The 21,592-nt window shown below is 44.5% G+C and carries 17 protein-coding genes and 2 pseudogenes; 11 read left to right on the top strand and 8 right to left on the bottom strand.

The window, feature by feature from the left end:
• Positions 1-119: 119 nt before the first annotated feature.
• From scpA to gyrB, 4 genes are read right to left on the bottom strand one after another with little or no spacing between them, the layout of a single operon-like run.
• Positions 120-2,267, bottom strand: coding sequence for a methylmalonyl-CoA mutase (scpA, locus tag B5D48_RS03335; protein ID WP_023938625.1), 2,148 nt, complete (start codon positions 2,265-2,267; stop codon positions 120-122).
• 12 nt (positions 2,268-2,279) lie between these two features.
• A complete protein-coding gene (mutA, locus tag B5D48_RS03330) occupies positions 2,280-4,157 on the bottom strand; it encodes a methylmalonyl-CoA mutase small subunit (protein WP_023938626.1) in 1,878 nt (625 codons plus the stop codon).
• A gap of 48 nt (positions 4,158-4,205) precedes the next feature.
• Entirely contained in the window at positions 4,206-6,032 is a 1,827-nt protein-coding gene (locus B5D48_RS03325; RefSeq protein WP_023938628.1) for a gamma-glutamyl-gamma-aminobutyrate hydrolase family protein, read from the bottom strand.
• Positions 6,013-7,974 (bottom strand): DNA topoisomerase (ATP-hydrolyzing) subunit B, encoded by a 1,962-nt coding sequence (gene gyrB / locus B5D48_RS03320; RefSeq protein WP_023938630.1) that lies wholly within the window; start codon positions 7,972-7,974, stop codon positions 6,013-6,015. The genes B5D48_RS03325 and gyrB overlap by 20 nt, the downstream gene beginning before the upstream one ends.
• Positions 7,975-8,656: 682 nt before the next feature.
• Between gyrB and B5D48_RS03310 the strand changes: the two genes are divergently transcribed.
• The 11 genes and pseudogenes from B5D48_RS03310 to B5D48_RS09025 all read left to right on the top strand — a co-directional run.
• Positions 8,657-8,884: a 4Fe-4S dicluster domain-containing protein gene (locus B5D48_RS03310; protein ID WP_023939507.1), complete on the top strand. Its 228-nt coding sequence runs from the start codon at positions 8,657-8,659 to the stop codon at positions 8,882-8,884.
• Between the two features lie 28 nt (positions 8,885-8,912).
• On the top strand, positions 8,913-9,995 hold the full coding sequence (locus B5D48_RS03305; RefSeq protein WP_023938636.1) for a 3-methyl-2-oxobutanoate dehydrogenase subunit VorB: 1,083 nt from the start codon (positions 8,913-8,915) through the stop codon (positions 9,993-9,995).
• Positions 9,996-10,042: 47 nt separating this feature from the next.
• Positions 10,043-10,225, top strand: a complete 183-nt coding sequence (locus B5D48_RS03300) for a hypothetical protein (protein WP_023938638.1) — start codon at positions 10,043-10,045, stop codon at positions 10,223-10,225.
• Positions 10,226-10,246: 21 nt separating this feature from the next.
• Positions 10,247-11,011, top strand: coding sequence for a thiamine pyrophosphate-dependent enzyme (locus tag B5D48_RS03295; RefSeq protein ID WP_023938640.1), 765 nt, complete (start codon positions 10,247-10,249; stop codon positions 11,009-11,011).
• A 22-nt stretch (positions 11,012-11,033) separates the two neighbouring features.
• Positions 11,034-11,579 carry a 2-oxoacid:acceptor oxidoreductase family protein gene (locus B5D48_RS03290; RefSeq protein WP_023938641.1) on the top strand — a complete coding sequence of 182 codons (546 nt, stop codon included), beginning with the start codon at positions 11,034-11,036 and terminating at the stop codon, positions 11,577-11,579.
• 556 nt (positions 11,580-12,135) lie between these two features.
• Positions 12,136-12,696 (top strand): hypothetical protein, encoded by a 561-nt coding sequence (locus tag B5D48_RS03285; RefSeq protein ID WP_036888769.1) that lies wholly within the window; start codon positions 12,136-12,138, stop codon positions 12,694-12,696.
• Between the two features lie 217 nt (positions 12,697-12,913).
• A complete protein-coding gene (locus B5D48_RS03280) occupies positions 12,914-15,403 on the top strand; it encodes a DNA translocase FtsK (RefSeq protein WP_023937792.1) in 2,490 nt (829 codons plus the stop codon).
• A gap of 79 nt (positions 15,404-15,482) precedes the next feature.
• Positions 15,483-15,854 (top strand): thioesterase family protein, encoded by a 372-nt coding sequence (locus B5D48_RS03275; protein WP_023937791.1) that lies wholly within the window; start codon positions 15,483-15,485, stop codon positions 15,852-15,854.
• A gap of 46 nt (positions 15,855-15,900) precedes the next feature.
• Positions 15,901-16,533 (top strand): outer membrane lipoprotein periplasmic chaperone LolA1, encoded by a 633-nt coding sequence (locus B5D48_RS03270; RefSeq protein WP_023940461.1) that lies wholly within the window; start codon positions 15,901-15,903, stop codon positions 16,531-16,533.
• 62 nt (positions 16,534-16,595) lie between these two features.
• On the top strand, positions 16,596-17,594 hold the full coding sequence (locus tag B5D48_RS03265; RefSeq protein WP_023937789.1) for a malate dehydrogenase: 999 nt from the start codon (positions 16,596-16,598) through the stop codon (positions 17,592-17,594).
• Between the two features lie 123 nt (positions 17,595-17,717).
• Positions 17,718-17,863: pseudogene (locus B5D48_RS09025) on the top strand (transposase); the annotation flags it as partial.
• An 11-nt stretch (positions 17,864-17,874) separates the two neighbouring features.
• On the opposite strand, the pseudogene B5D48_RS09205 reads toward B5D48_RS09025, so the two are convergent.
• The 4 genes and pseudogenes from B5D48_RS09205 to B5D48_RS03245 all read right to left on the bottom strand — a co-directional run.
• Positions 17,875-18,079, bottom strand: a pseudogene (locus B5D48_RS09205) (ISAs1 family transposase); the annotation flags it as partial.
• Between the two features lie 379 nt (positions 18,080-18,458).
• A complete protein-coding gene (locus B5D48_RS03255; protein ID WP_023937786.1) occupies positions 18,459-19,010 on the bottom strand; it encodes a nitroreductase family protein in 552 nt (183 codons plus the stop codon).
• Positions 19,010-19,615: a riboflavin synthase gene (locus tag B5D48_RS03250; RefSeq protein ID WP_023937785.1), complete on the bottom strand. Its 606-nt coding sequence runs from the start codon at positions 19,613-19,615 to the stop codon at positions 19,010-19,012. The genes B5D48_RS03255 and B5D48_RS03250 overlap by 1 nt, the downstream gene beginning before the upstream one ends.
• Before the next feature lie 37 nt (positions 19,616-19,652).
• Positions 19,653-21,425, bottom strand: a complete 1,773-nt coding sequence (locus B5D48_RS03245) for an AAA family ATPase (RefSeq protein ID WP_143742796.1) — start codon at positions 21,423-21,425, stop codon at positions 19,653-19,655.
• Positions 21,426-21,592: the final 167 nt, after the last annotated feature.

The following is a 21,592-nucleotide window of genomic DNA, read 5'->3' as shown; positions in this document are numbered from 1 at the left end:
GATAAGCTCCCCCCTGAATGGTATTGTTCAAAGGAAAAAAGAGGGTTGCGCTGTCATATAAGCAGCACAACCCTCTTTTCATATCGGGGAGGTTAGGGTAAAAGATACCCTACTCTACTTCAATCTTGTAGTAGGATCTCCAACACTTTTACAGCAGAGAAAGCCACCGGAGTACCCGGACCGAAGATTGCTACCACACCGGCTTTGTATAGGAAATCATAGTCCTGCGCGGGGATAACACCACCGGCTGTTACCAAAATATCGGGACGTCCTAATTTCTTCAGCTCTTCTATTACTTGTGGGATCAACGTCTTGTGCCCTGCAGCCAATGAGCTGACACCCATTACATGAACGTCATTCTCTACAGCCTGCCGAGCAGCCTCTTCCGGAGTTTGGAACAAAGGCCCCATGTCTACGTCGAAACCGCAGTCGGCATAGCCTGTGGCAACTACTTTGGCTCCACGGTCGTGTCCGTCTTGCCCCATTTTGGCAATCATGATACGAGGCTGACGCCCTTCTTTCTTAGCGAACTCTTCTGCGAGCTGCTTGGCGCGATCAAATACTTTGTCGCCACCCGATTCTGATGAATACACGCCTGATATGGTTCGGATTACAGCTTTGTATCTACCTACGACTTCTTCGCAAGCATCAGATATTTCACCCAAAGAAGCACGCAAACCAGCTGCCTTTACAGCCAATTCGAGCAAGTTCCCTTCTTTGGTGCGCACACAATTGGTGATGTCTTCGAGAGCCTTCTTTACAGCCTCTTCGTCTCGATCTTTGCGCAGCTCGTTCAAGCGACCAATTTGTTGTTCTCGTACGGCCGTATTGTCGATCTCCAGAATATCAATAGGATCTTCTTTGTCCAGACGATATTTATTAACTCCCACAATTGTTTGTTGGTTGGAGTCAATGCGGGCTTGAGTGCGTGCTGCCGCCTCTTCGATACGCAATTTCGGCAGTCCGGTCTCGATTGCCTTGGCCATACCACCCATGCCTTCGATCTCTTGGATATGAGCCCAGGCTTTATGCATCAGCTCATTTGTAAGACTTTCCACATAGTAAGAACCTCCCCATGGGTCGATTTGCTTACAAACCATGGTTTCTTCCTGAATGTAGATCTGTGTATTACGTGCGATACGAGCTGAGAAGTCTGTAGGCAAAGCAATAGCCTCATCCAACGCATTGGTGTGCAAGGATTGAGTATGCCCCAAAACGGCAGCCATTGCTTCTATACAAGTACGTCCGACATTGTTGAAGGGGTCTTGCTCCGTAAGCGACCAACCGGAAGTCTGGCTATGGGTACGCAGTGGTAAACTCTTGGGGTTTTCTGCGCCAAAGCTCTTGACTATTTTAGCCCAAAGCATACGAGCTGCACGCATTTTTGCGATCTCCATGAAGTGGTTTACTCCAATAGCCCAGAAGAAAGACAAACGTGGTGCAAACTTGTCTACAGGTATACCAGCATTGATACCGGCACGCAGATACTCCATACCATCGGACAGCGTATAAGCCATTTCGATGTCTGCCGTCGCTCCGGCCTCCTGCATATGGTAGCCAGAGATAGAGATAGAGTTGAACTTAGGCATCTTTTGAGAGGTGTACTCAAAGATGTCTGCAATAATCTTCATTGAGAATTCAGGTGGGTAGATGTAGGTATTACGCACCATAAACTCTTTCAGAATATCATTCTGTATTGTACCGGCCATCTCCTCAAGTTTGGCTCCTTGTTCCAAACCGGCGTTGATATAGAAAGCCAAGACTGGCAATACAGCTCCATTCATGGTCATGGACACCGACATTTTGGACAAGGGGATCCCATCGAAGAGTACCTTCATATCTTCGAGAGAGCAGATAGAAACACCTGCCTTTCCCACATCACCTACAACTCGGCTGTGATCGGCATCATAGCCACGGTGGGTTGCCAAGTCGAAGGCCACCGACAAACCTTTCTGTCCTGACGCAAGGTTACGTCTGTAGAAAGCATTTGATTCCTCTGCCGTAGAGAATCCGGCATATTGTCTAATGGTCCATGGACGAAGAGGGTACATGGCACTGTACGGGCCACGCAAGAAAGGAGGTAAGCCCGAGGCATAATGCAAGTGCTCCATTCCTTCTAGATCGTCTTGTGTATAGACCGGACGTACATCGATCTGTTCAGGGGTACGCCAGTTGGCTGATATATGGTTGTCCTCAGCCCACTTGGTAGCATTCATTGCCACAAAGCCGGCGGACTTGATGTCTATATTTCTGAAATTTGGCTTCATACTATTCGGCTGTTAGGCGTTAATACCAAGTCTTTTATTGAAGTCTTGGAGCACTTCCAAGACATTGGACTTCACATTTACGTAATCCTTTATCCCTGCTTCCTGCAACTCCGGCATACAAGCAGGAGCTCCGGCTACTACAAACTCGGCACGACCATTGAGGTAGCGATATGCCGGTATGGCATAAGTTGCATACTCATCATCACTGGAGCATAGACAAACAATGTCTGCTCCTGCTTTCATAGCCGCATCTACCCCCTCTTCAACTGTCTCAAAACCGAGGTTATCTATCAGTTTGTAACCAGCACAAGCAAAGAAGTTTGATGAGAACTGAGATCTTGCCAAGCGCATTGCCAAATTACCGATAGTAAGCATGAAGACAGTAGGAGTTTTTCCACTACGTTCGGTAGAGAGGCGAAGGTCCTCAAAATCCGAAGCCGCACGAGAGAAGGACAGAGCCTCGATAGTACTGTTGCATCCTCCGCAGCCACAGCCATGTTTGCCCGCAGATTTTTCCTCTGTTTGGGCGACCTTACCAGCAACCAATTCGGTGAAATTGGGGAACTGGTTCGTTCCTAGCAAGCTTTCTTTGCGGCGAGCTACAGCCTCATGTCGCTTGGCGTTGGAAGCGTTTACAGCTGCCTGCACTTTGCCTTCATTAGCTTGCTTGCAGAAACCACCATCTTCAATAACAGAGAGGAAGAGTTTCCAGCCTTCAGTGGCTATACTGTTAGTAAGATGTTCGATATAATACGATCCGGCAGAAGGGTCTATCACCTTGTCGAAATTACATTCCTCTTTGAGCAGAAGTTGCTGATTTCGAGCAATACGTTCGGAGAATTCGTCCGGTTGCTGATATATGCCATCAAAAGGGAGTACTGTAATGGAATTTACACCACCCAAGGAGGCGGACATTGTTTCTGTTTGCGTACGAAGGAGGTTGACATAGGAGTCGTATAGAGTCTTATTCCAAGTTGTGCTTATGGCGTGCATATAAATCTTAGCCGCATCCCCCTTGTATTGATCACCATAGGCCCCTACTATTTCAGCCCATAGCCATCGAGCAGCTCTGAACTTGGCTATCTCCATGAAATAGTTGGTCCCCACACCAAAATTAAACTGTATACGTCTACCAAGTGTGTCTATCGAATACCCCTCATCTGAGAGGGTATCAAGCAATTGTTGTCCCCAAGCTAAAGCAAACCCCAATTGTTGAGTAATATAGGCACCGGCATCAGCCAGTAGATAGGCATCTATATGCAGCACACGGAATCCGGGTATCGGCTCTACTGCAAGTAGAATTTCCTTGGCTGTGGTAGCCCAGTCTTCCTTGACTACACCTCGTACAAGTTGTTTTTTGAAGGGATTGTAATTGATTGATCCACGGCATGCAGCAGGATCTTGAGATTTAGCGGAGAGATACTCTGCCAAAGCCTTAGCCAGCTTTACAACAACTGACTGGCAACAACTGAAATGTAGTTCAACAGCTTCGGGGACAATGTCTTTGAGCAATTTTTCTAAAGCCTCTACGGTTGTCTGGTCTCTTTTAAGCTTGAATCCCAAAGCCGTAACACCTCTCTGTAACAAATCCAAAGCTTTGATATTGGCTTCGGATAGGTCTTCTACTACCAGGTCTTGGCGAACTGTCCACTCATTGTCCATACGTGTTGAGCGCACATAAGGGAATTGAGCCGGCAGGTTTTTCGCTGTGTTCAACCCCTCTATATCCTCCATTCTGTAGAAGGGGTAAAGATCGAAGCCTTCGGGAGTGCGCCACACCAACTTTTTGTCGAATGGGGCACCCTTGAGGTCGGCCGTGATTTTGGCCACCCATTCATCAGTTGTAATAGGCGGGAAGTCACTGAGGAGCTTCTCTTTTTTGTTTGCCATAATTGATAACTATTTAGTGGATTATTTAGGTTGTTTGTTTCAGCTGAACTACAAATCATTGGGCATGAGCTTGTACCCTATGCTTTGTACTTCAGAAATAAGGCGAAGTAAGTTGCCTCCCAAGATAGCCTTGAGCTCCGCTGTGCTATGACCTCGTCTGAGCAGTTCGATCGTGATCCGTATTAAGTCTGCCTCGTTGCGACATCCGGGAAGATCTGTCCCTCCATCGAAATCACTTCCGATGCCAACGGCTTCTATCCCTACCAATTCAATGATATATTCAATATGATCTACAGCATCGAACAATGTGGCTTTGTCAGCTTCTTTATTGAGAAAACCTGGGTAGAGACAAACTTGTATCACTCCTCCTTTTTGCGCAATTGCCCGAATCAATTCATCAGGCAAATTTCGGGGATGATCAGCTAAAGCTCTCACAGAAGAATGCGATGCTAAGATGGGAGCTTTGCTACATTCCAGCACTTGGCTTATAGTACTGTCGGCAGCATGAGAAACATCAATGGCAATACCCAGCCTATTCATTTCGGCTATGGCATAACGCCCCAAAGAACTCAGCCCCTTGTGAGTCTGGCAAGATCGTGAAGATGAGTCACATAACTGATTATCTCCATTGTGACACAGGGTGATATAAGCCACTCCCAGTTCTTTATACTTGCGCAGCAAGCTAAGATCATTTCCTATTGCGTAGCCATTCTCAATAACAGGCATAATTGCTTTCCGACCTCTGCGCTTAGCTCGTAAAATATCTATAGGAGCCCTAGCTATGCACAATTTGTCGGGAGCTAAGCGAGAGAGAGCATGAATTCCCTCTAATAGACGAGTTGCATTCTGTTCGACTTTTGAAAAATCGCTATCAGACAAGTCTCCTTGTGGCAGATAAGCAGCCATCAATACGGCATCAACATGCCCAGCCTGCATCTTAGGTAGATCTACCAGACAGTCTGTATCCAAGTCAAAGCGAGGAGATTTTTCGAAATGCATTGGCGTATCCACATGTGAGTCGACAACGGCTACATGACGATGAATCGTACGAGCACGCCGATACAAGTCAGCTTCCTCTATCAAATGAGTAAAGAGCGACGACTGCCGCTCTTTGTCCACGCCTCCATAGATCATCTGTTCGGGATGCCATTGTACGGAGAAGATTGCCTTTTCTGGATAGGCTTCCATTGCCTCATTTATCCCGTCTAGGGCAACAGCTGTCTCTGTAAATTTGGGCGGCACACTCTTTACAGCTTGATGATGCAAACTGTTTACCCAAAGTTCCCCTTGTGGATATAGTAAACGAGATAGCAAACTGTCGGGTCGCTTATCCAACAGTATGCGATGAGCATACTGCTGTTTAGGGAGTTTGGGATTGTGTCCCAAGACAGAAGAGGAGGTTTGATATTGGGAATAGATATCCTGATAAATTGTACCGCCGAATGCGGCTGCAAGAAGTTGATGCCCTCGACAAATACCGAATATGGGGATATTGCGACGGGCTGCCAGGCGAATTAATTCTAAGTCATAGCGATCTCGTTCCGGACAAACCTCTCCAAGGTGTTGCTTAGCATCCTCACTCAAATAATACGGGTATATGTCACCTCCTCCACTTACTAAAAGGCCGTCGATAGAGTCGAGATAAGTTTCGATTACCGCCTCATCGTCAGTAAGTGGTAAAATAAAAGGGGTTCCTCCGGCTTGGATGACAGCATCACTATAAGCTCGGCTTAGGCATGACCCCAAAATATCGTTGTAATTGGCAGATATACCAATACGAGGAGAGCCCCCCGTGGGGGATGCTGTTCGCAAACATTTTGAGCGTGTTTGCTCGATTTTGCGATAAAGTCCTTCGTCAGGCATCAATCCGGGCATAAGTGGCATTCTCTTCGATAAAGGTACGCCTTGGGGCTACTTCATCTCCCATGAGCATGGAGAAGACCTCGTCAGCATCTTGTGCGTTCTCTATCGTTATCCTGCGAAGAGTCCGATTGTCTGGATTCATGGTTGTTTCCCACAGCTGGTCATCGTTCATTTCCCCAAGACCCTTGTATCGTTGTATATGTACTTTGCTTTCATCTCCATCTGCAAACCGAGACACAAAGTCGTGTCGCTGCTTGTCGTCCCAACAATACTGTTGTTCCTTCCCTTTTTTACAGAGATAGAGAGGCGGAGTAGCTATATACACGTATCCTTTTTCAATGAGAGGCCTCATGTTGCGGAAAAGGAATGTGAGGATAAGGGTCGCAATGTGACTACCATCGACATCGGCATCAGTCATGATGATAATCTTATGATACCGCAGCTTGGACAAATTCAACTCTTTACTGTCTTCTTCTGTCCCGATTGTTACCCCCAAGGCCGTGTAGATATTGCGTATTTCTTCACTCTCTAATACACGGTGTGGCATTGCTTTTTCCACATTCAAGATTTTACCTCTCAGAGGCAAAATGGCCTGAAACTCTCTGTTGCGACCCTGCTTAGCTGTTCCACCTGCTGAATCTCCCTCAACGAGGAATAGCTCGCATAGTGCTGGATCTTTAGAAGAACAGTCACTCAACTTGCCCGGCAATCCTCCTCCGGCCAAGGGAGATTTCCGCTGTACCATTTCCCGTGCCTTACGGGCAGCGTGTCTGGCTGTAGCTGCAATAATTACTTTGTCAATAATCAGCTTGGCCTCTTTGGGGTGTTCTTCCAGATAATTTTCTAGCGCCTCACCAACGGCCATATCCACAGCTCCAATTACTTCGGTGTTCCCCAGTTTTGTTTTGGTTTGCCCTTCAAACTGGGGCTCTGCAACTTTGATACTGACCACGGCTGTGAGCCCTTCTCGGAAGTCATCTCCCGATATCTCTACTTTCACCTTGTCCAGCATTTTGGAGTCGGTTGCATATTTTTTGAGCGTACGTGTCAAACCTCGGCGGAAACCTGCAAGATGCGTACCCCCTTCTATAGTGTTAATATTATTGACATAGCTGTACACATTCTCCTGATAAGTCGTATTGTAGGTCATGGCCACCTCTACGGGGATGCTCTGCTTCTCCGTTACCAGATGGATAATATCGTTTACAAGAGATTCTTTGGAGCGATCTAGATAGGTTACAAACTCTTTCAACCCCTCTCTAGAGAAGAACTCTTCTCTGCGTGGATTTCCTGATTCATCTCTGTCTCGTTCATCAATGAGGGTGAGAGAGAGACCTGCATTGAGGAATGCCAACTCTCGGAGACGGTTCGATAAAATACGCCACTCATAGACAGTGGTAGAGAAAATTGTCGGATCTGGTTTAAAGGAGACAATAGTACCGGTGTCATAAGCTTCCCCTTCTGTACGAATTGGAGCCATTGGTTTCCCACGCTCAAATTCTTGGATGTAGATATGTCCCTGTCGATGTACTTCAGCCTTGAGATAGGTGGACAAAGCGTTTACACAAGAAACCCCTACACCATGTAAACCTCCAGAAACTTTATAACTGTCTTTGTTGAATTTTCCTCCAGCATGAAGCACCGTAAGCACTACTTCCAAGGCACTTCGCTGCTCTTTTTCGTGCAAATCTACTGGGATCCCTCGGCCATTGTCCTTTACACGAATGGAATTGTCCTGACAAATGGAAACCTCTATATGCGTACAATGCCCGGCCAAGGCTTCATCAATAGAATTATCCACCACCTCGTACACTAGATGATGCAAACCTTTCTCCCCCGTGTCTCCAATATACATCGCCGGACGTTTACGCACGGCTTCAAGTCCTTCCAGTACTTGGATGCTACCGGCCGAATATTCTTCTTCGGGCGGAGTCAGGTTGTTTTCCTCGATCATATTATTGATTTGGCTGATTTTATACTTCTGTTACAACAGCACAAAGGTAACAAAACGAAGATAAATTACCCAGTCTATACTTACTCCTACACATTTACAGAATACTGTTTGAGAAATCTCTTTTCGCATCATCAAAAAGTCTCTTTCCTCTGCATTCATTACGATTTTATTCTTAGACCCATATTTACATATCTACAACTTGCGAATTACCACAATGCTGACAAGCTCAGATATCACCGAAAACAGTAAAAATTCTCTTCTGAAGAAACAAACACTTTCTCCCGTGTTGGCAAAAATTCTCTCAGGAGATAAATTCGAATCCTCTCAGAATACCCTATTCATCGGCTCCTTTGAAGTGTCCTCAAAATTGATTTTTCGTTCTTTTACAAGGACTATTACTGCATTTTGGCTATTAAATCCTACCCGGAAAATATGAAGAATGGCCTCTCTCCACAGAAAGAGAGACTTCAACCTCCATATATCTTTCCTTAATGAGATGTTTCTAGATGGCTTCCCAATACAGATATGGAAATGTCTTCAAATTCATTTTGTTGTAATACAAAGAATAGGTACCTTTGGTCGCATAAAACCACAAGATGGGCTCTTTCGGTACCTACCTATAGGTAAATCCGGGCGATTCGTTGAGTGGTGGCAGAATATCAATTACAACACAAATGTTATAATGGCTAAAATCAGAGGAGCTGTGGTGGTAAATACCCAGCGTTGTAAAGGCTGTAATCTCTGCGTTGTGTCTTGCCCGGTCAAGGTACTCGAGCTGCACCCGCAGGAAGTGAACGACAAGGGCTATCATTATGCCTATATGAAAAATCCAGAAGATTGTATCGGTTGCGCAAGCTGTGGTACTGTTTGCCCCGACGGTTGTATTACTGTCTATAAGGTGAAGTTGTAAATTTCTAAATTGCTAATTGCTGCAAATCATGGCAGGAGAAGTAAAATTGATGAAGGGCAATGAAGCCCTTGCTCATTCAGCTATATTGAATGGTACGGATGGATACTTTGGATATCCCATCACCCCTCAGTCGGAAGTGTTGGAAACGCTTACAGAGCAGGCTCCTTGGAACACCACAGGTATGGTCGTATTACAAGCCGAAAGTGAAGTGGCTGCCATCAACATGGTGTATGGTGGAGCTTCTTGTGGTAAGCGAGTGATGACTTCGTCTTCCAGCCCCGGCGTCAGCCTCAAGCAAGAGGGCATAAGTTATTGTGCAGGAGCTGAATTGCCTTGCCTTATCGTCAATGTGATGCGTGGAGGCCCCGGCCTTGGTACAATTCAACCCAGTCAGGCAGACTATTTCCAGAGTGTGAAAGGCGGTGGTCATGGTGACTACAGACTTATCACTTTGGCTCCCTATTCTGTGCAAGAGATGGTAGATTTTGTTGAGTTGGGATATGACTTGGCTTTCAAATATCGTAACCCATCTCTCATTTTGTCCGATGGCATTATTGGACAGATGATGGAGAAAGTTGTTCTTCCTGAACAAAAGGCTCGTCGTACAGAAGATGAAATACGTACAGAATGTCCTTGGGCAACGCTCGGACGTAAGGGAATGCGTGAGAAGAATTTCATCACGTCTCTTGAGCTTGACTCAGCGGTGATGGAGCAAAACAACAAACGCTTCCAAGCTAAGTATGCTGAAATCGAAGCCAAAGAAGTGCGTTATGCTGAATATCAGACAGAAGATGCTGAATACCTGTTGGTTGCTTTCGGTTCTTCTGCTCGTATTTGTATGAAAGTGCTCCAGCTGGCTCGTGAGCAAGGTATCAAAGTTGGCCTGCTCCGCCCGATCACCCTTTGGCCATTCCCGTCTAAGGTACTGGCTGAGTATGCCAATCGTGTGAAGGGTATGCTTTCTGTGGAGTTGAATGCTGGCCAGATGGTAGAGGATGTTCGTTTGGCTGTGAATGGAAAAGTTCCCGTAGAGCACTACGGGCGCATGGGAGGTATGATATTTACCCCCGATGAAGTATTGGAGGCACTCAAAGCCAAGCTGATAAAATAAATGATAGCTCTATAAGTTGTCCGACTTCTCTACCCCTTTGGTAAAAGATGAACAATCCCAAACTCGGTCGTCTGGTAACATTTCTCACAATATTGTTCCTAACACTTGTGGTCGCCACTTTTGTGTCTTACTTTTTGTGGAGACAAACTCCGGCGATTTTTGTCACTCTGGGGTTTTGTGCTATCGGAGTGAGAGTGGCCACTTATCTGATCAATCATTTCAATCGTTAAATCTCCAAATAATCAAACACAATGGATATCAAGGATATTATCAAGCCTGAGAACTTGGTGTACAAAAAGCCAGAACTTCTCAATGATATAAACATGCACTACTGCCCGGGTTGCAGCCATGGCGTAGTACATAAACTGATTGCCGAAGTGATCGAAGAAATGGGTCTTACCGAAGATGCCATTGGTATAGCACCCGTAGGTTGTGCTGTATTTGCATACAAGTACATCGATATTGATTGGCAAGAAGCTGCTCACGGCCGCGCTCCCGCCTTGGCAACAGCTACTAAGCGTCTGTTACCTAACAAGCTCGTATTTACCTACCAAGGAGATGGAGACTTGGCCGCTATTGGTACAGCAGAGACAATTCATGCTTGTAACCGTGGTGAAAATATTGTGATTGTATTTATCAACAATGGTATCTATGGTATGACAGGAGGTCAAATGGCCCCGACTACCCTCGAAGGTATGCCCACTGCGACTTGTCCGGCAGGGCGCAATGTTGAGCTCAACGGATATCCTCTGAAAATCTCTGATTTGCTCGCCCAATTGGATGGAACTTGCTATGTAACACGTCAATCCGTACACACGGCAGCCGCTGTTCGTAAGGCAAAGAAAGCTCTCATGAAAGCTTTCCAAAACTCTATGGATCGCAAGGGCACCTCTGTAGTAGAAGTTGTTTCTACTTGTAATTCCGGCTGGAAAATGTCCCCTTCGGCTTCCAACGAATGGATGGTAGAACATATGGCCAAGAAATATCCTTTGGGAGATCTCAAAGACATAGAATAATAATCATTACAATCCCAATATTATGACATACGAAATAGTGATTGCCGGCTTTGGAGGACAAGGCGTGCTGTCTATGGGTAAAATACTGGCTTATTCCGGTCTAATGGAGAACAAAGAGGTTTCTTGGATGCCTTCTTATGGTCCAGAACAGCGTGGTGGCACATCCAATGTAACTGTAATCGTAAGCGATGATGCTGTAAGCTCTCCAGTCGTGAATGAATATGATATCGTTATCGTATTGAACCAACCTTCTATGGACAAATTTGAACCTAAAGTGAAGAAGGGAGGAATTCTCATATACGATCCAAATGGTATACATCGCAAACCATCTCGTACAGATGTGAGCATTTATGAAGTAGATGCTACGGATGAGTCTATGGCAATGGGTAACCAGAAAGCTTTCAATATGATTGTACTTGGGGGTATGCTTAAGGTTGCACCCATGGTTACCATAGAAAGTGTTGTTGCCGGTCTGCGCAAGTCTCTCCCTGAGCGTCATCATAAACTCATTCCGATGAATGAAGATGCCATCAAGAGAGGGATGGATATTATTCGTAAGACTAATTAAGACTCTTGAGTCAACAACCTTTTGTAGGTTGTTTTGACAATCAAACAATAGAGATGAGGCCGACCCGTTAGAGGGTCGGCCTCTCTTTTTCTCTGGATCAAAAAAATTATGAAGAAAGCCTATTGTATGAACTACCAAAGGATCCTTTTCGGCAATGTTTTGAGGGCTGAGCCTTGCAGGATGTAGAAATTAAAAGCATTGAGAATGAAAAGAGAAAGGAGAGAGCTTCGAGCATGAGGCCAAGCCCAAACGTTAATGAAAAAGCATCAAGTATTGTATTTGCAGTATCAATTAAGCATAACCTCTTAATCTGCTCCTCCAAAGTCTTTCATTGTCTCAGTATGTTGTGTAGTATCAGTTAAGTGTAATCTTATTTTTGGAGGATGTATTTTACTTGACCAATCTCACATATCTATAGATTCCGATAAATGTCAAAAAGAAAATAAACGTTGTATTATATGAGGGGTATTGGAGATATGATGTAATAGTTTAATTTTGTGCTGAGAGCGGTAGCATTGGGCTATTGCAGGAACGTAAAAAACGAAAGGAAAAGAAGATGAAGAAATTTGCATGGTCATTTGTAGCACTCATGGTGATGTTGGTGGCTTTCTCAGCTTGTAGTAGTGACGACCCTACTCCACGTCCGAACACAATTCCCAAAGAGATAGCTGCTACAGGTACAAAGGCTCTGGATTTGGCAGGTAACAAACAAATCTCTGACTATATCGAGTTCTCTTTAGATGATTTCAAAGAGCTCTCCCAAATAGGCAAGGAGAACTATGGGTGGATAGAGAAAATATCTGTAGATATCAGTAGTGGCGCAATGCGTGAATTCAACTTCCAACTACCAGGTGATGTGGAATTGAGTGATGTGGAGGTTGCTTGTGCAGATCAAACCATATCAGTAGGATCTATTAAGGAGTCTGGCCCTGTGAGGATTGGTAACATGGCATCCGAGGAGATCAGGTTTTATGAGACTATTCTGAATGAAGTTGCCAAAAGAGGAAAAGCCAAGATCTCGTTCAAGATGAATTTGAGTAAGCCTATGATTTCGATCCCGGGCAAAGTTTCTGTTACTATTTCTGCACTCTTTTCCATGAGAGATGAAATGAAATAACGATTAAATCTTTGGAGAAGAAAAGGTGTAGCTTGGCTCATCTCTTTCATTCAAAAAGGAAACCAACGGCAGATTTCTAAGCCCGGAGGTTTCCTTTTTTTTTACTCAACGGATCCAATATCGTACCTTTGCATGGCTCCGCCCCGACAGGGAACAAGACTAATACCAACTTCTCTACAGAAGCCGATGGGTGGGTATGAAATACAAAGAGTGATATATGGCAAATCGGCAAAATACAGGCAGAAAGAAAATAAATAGCAATAAGGGAAAGTCTCGAGATACCCAAAAGTCAAAACGAGGCAAAGGCTTCAAATGGCCGGTATCTGAAGGGTCGATAACTGGATTTATTGTTGGTTGTGTTCTCGTATTCTTAGCCTTGTACGGATTTTTGGCGTGTTGTTCATTCTTCTTCACCGGAGGGATGGATCAGTCATTGGTGATTGACAGAGGGTTGGCACAGCCCACAGAGGTGGAATCCGCACATAATATTTGCAGCACAATGGGAGCTCGTCTATCTCATTGGTTGATCAATGACCAATTTGGCTTGGGGAGCTTTTTTCTTCTTTTTCTTCTTCTGTCAATAGGAGCCAAACTGATTGGATTCGACAAAATCGAAAACTCTCGTTTCAAGATAAATCTCGTTAGTCGAATCATTTTTTCCTCTGTAATGTGCGTATACATATCGCTACTTATGGGCTGGATTACAAATCGCTTTTTAGGTGATGGATTTATCCTGTGGGGAGGAGCACATGGATCGCTATGGGCAGGCAAATTGGACGGCTACATAGGCGTTCCTGGTATGCTCTTGTTACTTAGCTCTTTGGCAATCGTTATAAGTGTATTCTATAGCACAGAAAATATTCGCAGGTATCGGAGTTTAGCCAAATTAGGAAACAAGAAGACTTCTCCAGTAGGTTCGATAGAGGAAACAGAACTCCCAATCGAAGACCTTTCCGGAGCTGGAGAAAATCAGAAAAAAGAGAGTTTGGAAACAGATTTCACGGAACTTGATTCATCTCACTATTCTGGAGAAGTGGACAAGCTTAAAGGTATTTCTACTATAGAGGAGAGTTCTATTCAGTCAGCTTCTCCACAAATGGCTCCCATACCTAAAAAAATGCAGATAGATGGAGTGGAGATTGAGATAGCAAAGGGAGAGGAGCCTTGCGATCTCTCAGATATAGAGGCAGAACAGGAGAAAGCCGGCCGTTGGATGCACCTAAGGTCATACACCATACCTTCAGTGGAATTGCTCAATGAGCCGGAAGATTCAGCTCCACAGTATGACCAAAAGGAAATTGAATACAACAAGGAGCGAATCATATCCACCTTGGATAGTTTTAAGATAAAGGTTTCCATGGCCAAGGTGACAGTTGGCCCCACAATCACCCTATATGAAGTAATCCCTGAGCCAGGCATCAAGATCTCTCGCATACGCTCCATGGAAGATGACATTGCAATGAGTCTAAAAAGTGAGGGAATACGTATTATTGCCCCTATGCCCGGAAAAGGAACTATTGGGATAGAGGTTCCCAATTCTCAACCTCGTACCGTGCCGATGCGCTCGGTATTGGCTTCAAAGAAGTATCAAGAATCAAAGTTTGAACTGCCTATAGCCATCGGTAAGACAATCACCAATGAGGTATTTATGTTTGACCTGACAAAAATGCCTCACCTCTTGATAGCAGGAGCAACAGGTCAAGGCAAGTCAGTCGGGTTAAATGCTATGATAGCTTCCTTGTTGTTCAAAAAAAGGCCTGAAGAGCTCAAGTTCGTGTTGGTAGACCCGAAGATGCTGGAATTTTCTCTCTATGAGGGAATAGAGCGACATTTCCTTGCAAAACTCCCTGATGCCGAACATGCCATTGTAACGGATATGTCTATGGTTGTCCCTACTCTCAAATCCCTTTGTGTGCTGATGGATGAGAGATACAAGTTGCTCACCAGAGCAAGGGTACGCAACATAAAAGAATACAATGAACTATTCAAGGCAAAGAAACTCTCTCCGCTGCAGGGGCATGAATTTATGTCTTATATCGTACTGATCATAGACGAGTTTGCAGACTTGATCATGACAGCAGGTAAAGAGGTGGAGATGCCTATCACACGTATTGCCCAAAAAGCGAGAGCAGCTGGTATACACATGGTGATTGCAACACAAAGGCCCACAACCGATATTATCACAGGAGTAATTAAGGCAAACTTCCCTGCTCGTATTGCATTCAAGGTATTTAGTGCAGTGGATTCTCGCACAATCCTCGACCAAAATGGAGCAAACCAACTTGTCGGAAGAGGAGATATGCTTTTCAACCAAGGGAAAGAAACAATCCGACTGCAATGTGCCTTTATGGATACTCCGGAAAGTGAACAGCTTGTAGAAAAAATCAGTATGCAAGAAAGTTTTGGTTCAGCCTATCTACTCCCAGAAGCTCCTGTAGAGAAGGAGGAAAGAGTCGTGAGCGGTTCTCACCAAGAGCTCGATCCCATGTTTGCAGAAGTTGCAAGAATGGTTGTATCAACACAACTCGGCTCTACATCCAACATTCAGCGACGATTCAACATCGGATACAATCGAGCAGGACGTCTCATGGATCAACTTGAGGCAATGGGTATTGTATCGGCACAGGATGGGAGCAAGCCACGACAGGTATTAATCCAAGACGAAATGAGATTAGAAGCTATATTGGGAAATGCCGATGAAGAATAAATCTGACACTCCATCTATTGTCATAGATACTAAACGTAGGAACAAATAAAGACTCTAACCCTAACAGAGAAGGACTAAAATGATACAGATAGGTGATACTTACAATTGCTCAACTTTCGTAAATGAAAAGAATACAGCTGCAGCAATGTCCTCTGGAGATTTGGCTGTATTTTCCACCCCTTCTATGGCCGCTCTCATGGAGCAGGCAGCCCTCACTTTACTTAGCAAACATCTGTCAGCCGAAGATACTTCCGTAGGCATTGCCCTGAATATAACTCACAGCAAAGCCAGTAAACTGGGAGCTGAAATTACTGCAACAGCTACCGTAACGGCCATAGATGGCAGAAAGATCAGCTTCGATGTAGAGGCTTGGGATCCAGATGGTCTTATTGGAAAGGGGACGCATGAGCGCTTTGTAGTGAATCGAGAGCGTTTCTTGAGCAAGCTCTAACTCTTTTATCCCCCTCGCTCTAATCAACAACGTATTTCCAATATCCATGAAAAGGAAAAGAAATATTTTGCTTGTCTGGATGATTATTCTATTCTCCAGCTTATCAGCAGCTTACGCCCAGAATGCAGTACAGCTATTGCGCAAAAGTGCTTCGGCCTTGGGTATGAATAGAGGTGTTTCTGTGAGCTACGAATCCTCTTTCTTTGACAATAGAGGTCGTGGAATAAGCAGTAGTAAAGGTCGCTTGGATGTGTTGGGCAAAAAGTTTCGTTTGCAAGATGCAGTAACAGCTGTCTATGATGGTAAAAGTCTGACATTCTACAATAAGGAGGATAACACACTGAATATTTCATCTCCGACCTCAGACGAACTGGCACAAATAAATCCTCTGGTTTTGCTTGATCAACCCGATGGAGGATTTCATGTCTTTGATTTGCCAGAAACAAAACTAGGCCCTGTGATCGGACTTACACCTAAACAAAAGAGTAACTTCTCCCAAATAGAAGTCTGTCTCAATAGAGAAAATAATCTACCCCTGTACATAAAGGTTTCTCTTACAGATAGGAGCTATATCTCCATCAAGATAATGGGAGTTGTTCCTATGCCAAGTCTTGCAAAATACTCCTTTAAGATTGATCCCAAAGACTATCCAAAGGCTGAGATTATAGATCTCAGGTAAGTTCCAATAGAAAATTTAGCTGAACGAATATAGTAACCAAACCCAATTTAAGTCAATCGTCTATGAGTTTCCTAACAAACGAAAAACTGACTATTGTCGGTGCTGCCGGTATGATCGGCTCCAACATGGCCCAAACAGCTGCCATGATGCGTCTAACTCCGAATCTTTGCCTATACGATCCCTTTTCTCAAGGTCTCGAAGGTGTGGCAGAAGAGATTCGCCACTGTGGCTTCGAAGGCCTGAATCTTACCTATACCTCCGATATCAAAGAGGCTCTTACCGGAGCTAAATTTCTTGTTTCTTCTGGTGGAGCACCTCGGAAAGAGGGGATGACTCGTGAAGATCTTCTGAAAGGGAATGCTACCATAGCGGCTCAACTGGGAAAAGATATCAAGGCTTATTGCCCAGATCTAAAACATGTTGTAATTATTTTCAACCCAGCTGACATAACGGGGCTTATAACACTTATCGAAAGCGGTCTCAAACCCTCACAAGTTACTACTCTAGCTGGATTGGATAGCACCAGATTACAGAGCGAATTGGCCAAACACTTCGGCATAGAACAAAGTAAGGTTACCAATTGTCGCACCTATGGAGGTCATGGGGAACAGATGGCCGTATTTGCCAGCACTGCTCAAGTAGATGGACGGCCTCTTACTGATTTGATCGGTACTGACAAACTTACAGAGGAGGAATGGGTTGCTCTGAAACAAAGAGTAATTAAAGGAGGTGCCAACATTATCAAGCTCCGTGGCAGATCGTCTTTCCAAAGCCCGTCCTATGTGTCTATTGAAATGATCAGGGCAGCAATGGGAGGCGAAGCATTCCGCTGGCCAGCAGGTTGCTATGTGAATATCCCCGATTTCCAACACATTATGATGGCTATGGAGGCCCATATTGATAGCAATGGTGTCTCTTTTGCTCCTATCAAAGGAACAGATGCAGAGATACAGGAACTCAAAAAGAGCTACTTGCATCTGAGCAAACTCCGGGACGAAGTAATCGCCATGGGCATTATCCCACCTGCAGAAGAATGGGGGAAAATTAACCCCAATCTGTAAGTAGTTATTCCCTAAATAACTTTTCTGATATTCAGCGAATTATTCTACAAAACTCCTTTGATAAATCTGCAAGTTTTCTTATCCCTATACTAAGAGACTTGCAGATTTTCATGATTAAAGGGGCAATTCGATACGACTTTCGAGCCTTTGTATTATCAGAACAATGGTCGCCCTGGAAGCCAATTCATTCGATGTGTGGATTGTTGCTTCTCGGATATCTTCGTAATCTCTCGGACGAATCCGTCGTGGAGCAATGGAGTGAAAAAGCTTAGCTCCCGCATCAAAATCGCATTGAGCATGGTTGTCGTGGGTTGACTCGAACCAGTTTCTTCTGAATACGAGGTATTGAAGACTTCATATTGCTTTTCAGTGGCTCTATAATGAGTAAAGCTGATCTCTTGAATGCTATCCATAATCTACGCTATATTCTTCGTTCTCTCGCACGAGACATCCAGAGCCGAAGAGTGGCGCAACCTATTCTCTATCAACTTACTTCGATAACGAAAGATTTGTCCATAGCAAAAGGAAATCCAAAAGCCATTGAGAGACCACTCAAAAGCTTAGTTGCTTTCGATGTGCTCATTAGATGCTTCCCAGAAAAGATGCCGAGCGATCGACAAAAAGATACCGAGTAATCGAGAGAATTGAGTGCTTATCAAAATGGTAAGCGGGCACCATTTGCCAATGCTTTCCCGCTAAAAAAGGCTAGGCAATCTAGCCTAAGCAAGAAAAACCGACCTGCCTCAAAACTCTCTCTCCCTTTTGAATGGGGATTTAGAGTGTGAGGCAGGTCCTTTTTTGTGTCTACTGTCTGACTTGTTTACAAAGATTCCATACAATGACCCTTACAAATAAGCCAAGTACTCACCACTTCTCCAGATGAATGATATCATCATACCCTTTACGTCTCTTCTCTCTAGAGGGGTCGGTTGAGTAACCAAGTAGGACATCAAACAACACCCGTTTAGAATCGGGGATACCCAGAGTTTTTCGGATCTTTTTCTCGTCTATCCATCCCAGAATACAGCTACCCAGCCCTTCGGCTGTAGCCGCCAAGGTTAGGTGAGATAGAGCAATGCCGATGTCGAAGTGAGCAAAGTGCATTTTCTTGATTAGATTGCCCATGGCAGCCGTAAAGTTAGCCCGATCCTCCACCACAATGATATGTACTGGAGCCTGGTAGGAGAAATGATTAAGACCAAGCAATTTGGAACTGCAGGCTGAAGCAATCTCGTGTCGCTTGGCCTCATCTGTTACCACAACAAAGCTCCATGGCTGAGAATTACACGCAGAGGGAGCCAAACGAACAGCTCGCATAATGCGAGTTATTACCTCCGGATCCACCGGACGAGTATCGTAAGCCCTGTCGCTCTGTCGCCTATTGATCAGATCATATATGTATGTATCCTGTTTCATTATTGAAGATAAGCCTGCATCTTACTTAGATATTTGCCAACAATATCAAACTCTAGATTAACGACCGATCCAACCTTTATATCACGAAAATTGGTGTTATCGTGTGTGTAAGGTATAATAGCGACCCGGAAAGATTGCAGTTCAGAATCACAAACAGTGAGACTTACTCCGTTCACGGTTATAGATCCTTTTTCCACTGTCATATAGCCTTTACGAGCCATTTCCCGATCTAATTCATACTCGAAAGTATAGTACCAACTGCCATCCAATTGTTTCAGATCCACACATTTGGCTGTTTGGTCTACGTGCCCCTGCACGATGTGCCCATCGAGACGTCCTCCTATGAGCATTGAACGCTCGAGATTTACAGCATCTCCAACTTTCAGTAATCCCAAATTGGAGCGATCCAAAGTTTCTTGAATGGCTGTCACCGTGTAGGTGCTCTCCGTCTTGCGCACCACGGTGAGACAAACCCCATTGTGGGCAATAGACTGGTCAATACTCAACTCAGATACAAAGCTGCAACTGAGAGTGAGATCTATATTTGTACCGTTGCGTTCGATGGCCTCCAATCGACCACATTCTTCTACAATACCTGAAAACATAGCTTCTGATTGATATTAGGATTAGTTTGTATTCTCTTTATTCTTGTTGATTGTCTCGTTTGATCTGCTCCAGGGCTTTGGCCAAAGAGTATTTGATTCTTCTACTCTTCGGTTTGAGTTTCAATGCCTTCTTATAGTTCCGCAATGCAGCTTCGTACTCCCCTACTTCCATGCACATTTGCCCCATATCGGTAAATTCATCGGCAAAACTACGAAGCAACAGCTCCTGCTCTCTGAGTTGCTCGCGGAGCTGTTGTAGCTCTTGTTGCATTGTAGTTAGTTTGCCCAACTTGTAGCGCAACAAGCGGTTCGGAAGCCGATCTGTAAAGATATTCGCCTCTCCTAAAGCCTCAGCAAATAGAAGCGAAGCACTTTCCAGTTTGCCTGCATTACATAGTCTGGCCACATGTACGAATTTGCGTTCGGCTTCGGCTTGTATCAAAGCCAAAGAGATTTGCTCTTGGTTGTTAGCTGTGCGATAGAAATCAATTACCTCCTTCCTCACAATTATACCGAAGGGATTGAATGCTAGTCGCAGAACAATACCTTCCAGAGATCGACACCTGCTCAAAGCTACATACGCCTGCCCCGCCGCAAAGCTCCCTCCGGAGAAATCTATGACTACCCTATCGAAAGTAAGTCCTTGACTTTTGTGTATCGTAATAGCCCAAGCCAATTTAAGAGGGAACTGCTGAAAGCTACCAATTACCTCGCTTTCTATACTTTGCGTCTCTTCGTCATATCTATACTTTACGTTGTTCCATACAGACATCGACACTCGCACTGTATGTCCATCCTCTTTTTTTACGATAATAGAAGAGACATCATCATCGATCTCCTCTATTACCCCTACACTGCCATTTACCCATTGATGATTTGGGTCATTTTGCACGAAAATCACTTGAGCCCCTAGTTTGAGGCGCAATTCCAAATCTGTTGGCAAAGTCCGTTCTGGCATTTCACCATTGATAATCCCCAAACAAATAACCTCTTTTCCTTCTCGACGAGACAGGTGATACTCATTGATCTCATTCACTCGTTTTCTCGTGTTGCAGAGGGTTATAATCATCTCCCCCTCATTGATCCGATAATCTCGTATGAAGCGTCCATTGAGCATATCGACATCACTTTGGGTTGGCATCCCGATGCGGATCCTATCTAAGAGCTGTACAAAGCCCGAATCTTCTTGCCGGTATACGGTCTTTAATTCGATTGGAACAATCGCTGCATCGGAAAAGACTTTGGCAGAGAAAAAGTATTGGTTGGGATAAAAACGATCGAGGATTTCCTTTTCGTCCGGACTTATCACGGGCTCCAACTGGTATAAGTCTCCGACAAATAAAAGCTGTACTCCGCCGAATGGAAGCAGAGGTTTCCCTCTCACTTTTCTCAATACCTTATCCATCGCATCGACCAAGTCGGCTCTCACCATAGATACTTCGTCTATTACGATTAGCTCCACCTTGCGCAATATCTTTTTCTCATCGGCTTTAAGTCTTTTTGTCATCGTTTTGATGATCTTGAAATCATCAGGCAAGAAAGGTTCCAAAGGAAGATGAAAGAAAGAGTGGATGGTTTGCCCACCTACATTAAGAGCTGCCAATCCAGTTGGAGCGAGTACTATATGTTGTTTCTTGGTATTTGCACAGATGTAACGAAGCAGCGTTGATTTTCCCGTACCGGCTTTACCTGTGAGGAAAACATTGCAGTTAGTCGAATTGACTAACTGTAAGGCATAACTCATCTCTGCATTTTCGGGATCAGGAGAGAGTAATCCGGGTACTGTATTTTTTTTTTCTTTGGCAGGCATTTGGCACAAAGGTACAAACAAAGGTTTGCGGATATTGCCTCTCAAATAACTGTGAACACGAAAGAGAGAGATAAAGAGGGGAATAAGAACAAAAATCTTTAGTCTGATCGCATAATCTTTTGCCACATATCAAAATAGGTATATAGAGTTTCTGTACTTTTGCAGTC

The organism is Porphyromonas crevioricanis (assembly GCF_900167225.1).
Classification (GTDB): domain Bacteria; phylum Bacteroidota; class Bacteroidia; order Bacteroidales; family Porphyromonadaceae; genus Porphyromonas; species Porphyromonas crevioricanis.
The sequence above is the reverse complement of the archived record's forward strand: the minus strand, read 5'-3'. Positions and strand labels throughout refer to the sequence as shown.

Bases quoted from the DNA above. Each gene is read 5' to 3' on its own strand.
- B5D48_RS03245 (WP_143742796.1), bottom strand. From the start codon at position 21,425: ATGCCTGCCAAAGAAAAAAAAAATACAGTACCCGGATTACTCTCTCCT.
- B5D48_RS03290 (WP_023938641.1), top strand. From the start codon at position 11,034: ATGACATACGAAATAGTGATTGCCGGCTTTGGAGGACAAGGCGTGCTG.
- B5D48_RS03280 (WP_023937792.1), top strand. From the start codon at position 12,914: ATGGCAAATCGGCAAAATACAGGCAGAAAGAAAATAAATAGCAATAAG.
- B5D48_RS03255 (WP_023937786.1), bottom strand. From the start codon at position 19,010: ATGAAACAGGATACATACATATATGATCTGATCAATAGGCGACAGAGC.
- B5D48_RS03265 (WP_023937789.1), top strand. From the start codon at position 16,596: ATGAGTTTCCTAACAAACGAAAAACTGACTATTGTCGGTGCTGCCGGT.
- scpA (WP_023938625.1), bottom strand. From the start codon at position 2,267: ATGAAGCCAAATTTCAGAAATATAGACATCAAGTCCGCCGGCTTTGTG.
- B5D48_RS03295 (WP_023938640.1), top strand. From the start codon at position 10,247: ATGGATATCAAGGATATTATCAAGCCTGAGAACTTGGTGTACAAAAAG.
- B5D48_RS03250 (WP_023937785.1), bottom strand. From the start codon at position 19,615: ATGTTTTCAGGTATTGTAGAAGAATGTGGTCGATTGGAGGCCATCGAA.
- mutA (WP_023938626.1), bottom strand. From the start codon at position 4,157: ATGGCAAACAAAAAAGAGAAGCTCCTCAGTGACTTCCCGCCTATTACA.
- B5D48_RS03270 (WP_023940461.1), top strand. From the start codon at position 15,901: ATGAAAAGGAAAAGAAATATTTTGCTTGTCTGGATGATTATTCTATTC.
- B5D48_RS03275 (WP_023937791.1), top strand. From the start codon at position 15,483: ATGATACAGATAGGTGATACTTACAATTGCTCAACTTTCGTAAATGAA.
- B5D48_RS03325 (WP_023938628.1), bottom strand. From the start codon at position 6,032: ATGCCCGGATTGATGCCTGACGAAGGACTTTATCGCAAAATCGAGCAA.
- B5D48_RS03305 (WP_023938636.1), top strand. From the start codon at position 8,913: ATGGCAGGAGAAGTAAAATTGATGAAGGGCAATGAAGCCCTTGCTCAT.
- B5D48_RS03300 (WP_023938638.1), top strand. From the start codon at position 10,043: ATGAACAATCCCAAACTCGGTCGTCTGGTAACATTTCTCACAATATTG.
- B5D48_RS03310 (WP_023939507.1), top strand. From the start codon at position 8,657: ATGGCTAAAATCAGAGGAGCTGTGGTGGTAAATACCCAGCGTTGTAAA.
- B5D48_RS03285 (WP_036888769.1), top strand. From the start codon at position 12,136: ATGAAGAAATTTGCATGGTCATTTGTAGCACTCATGGTGATGTTGGTG.
- gyrB (WP_023938630.1), bottom strand. From the start codon at position 7,974: ATGATCGAGGAAAACAACCTGACTCCGCCCGAAGAAGAATATTCGGCC.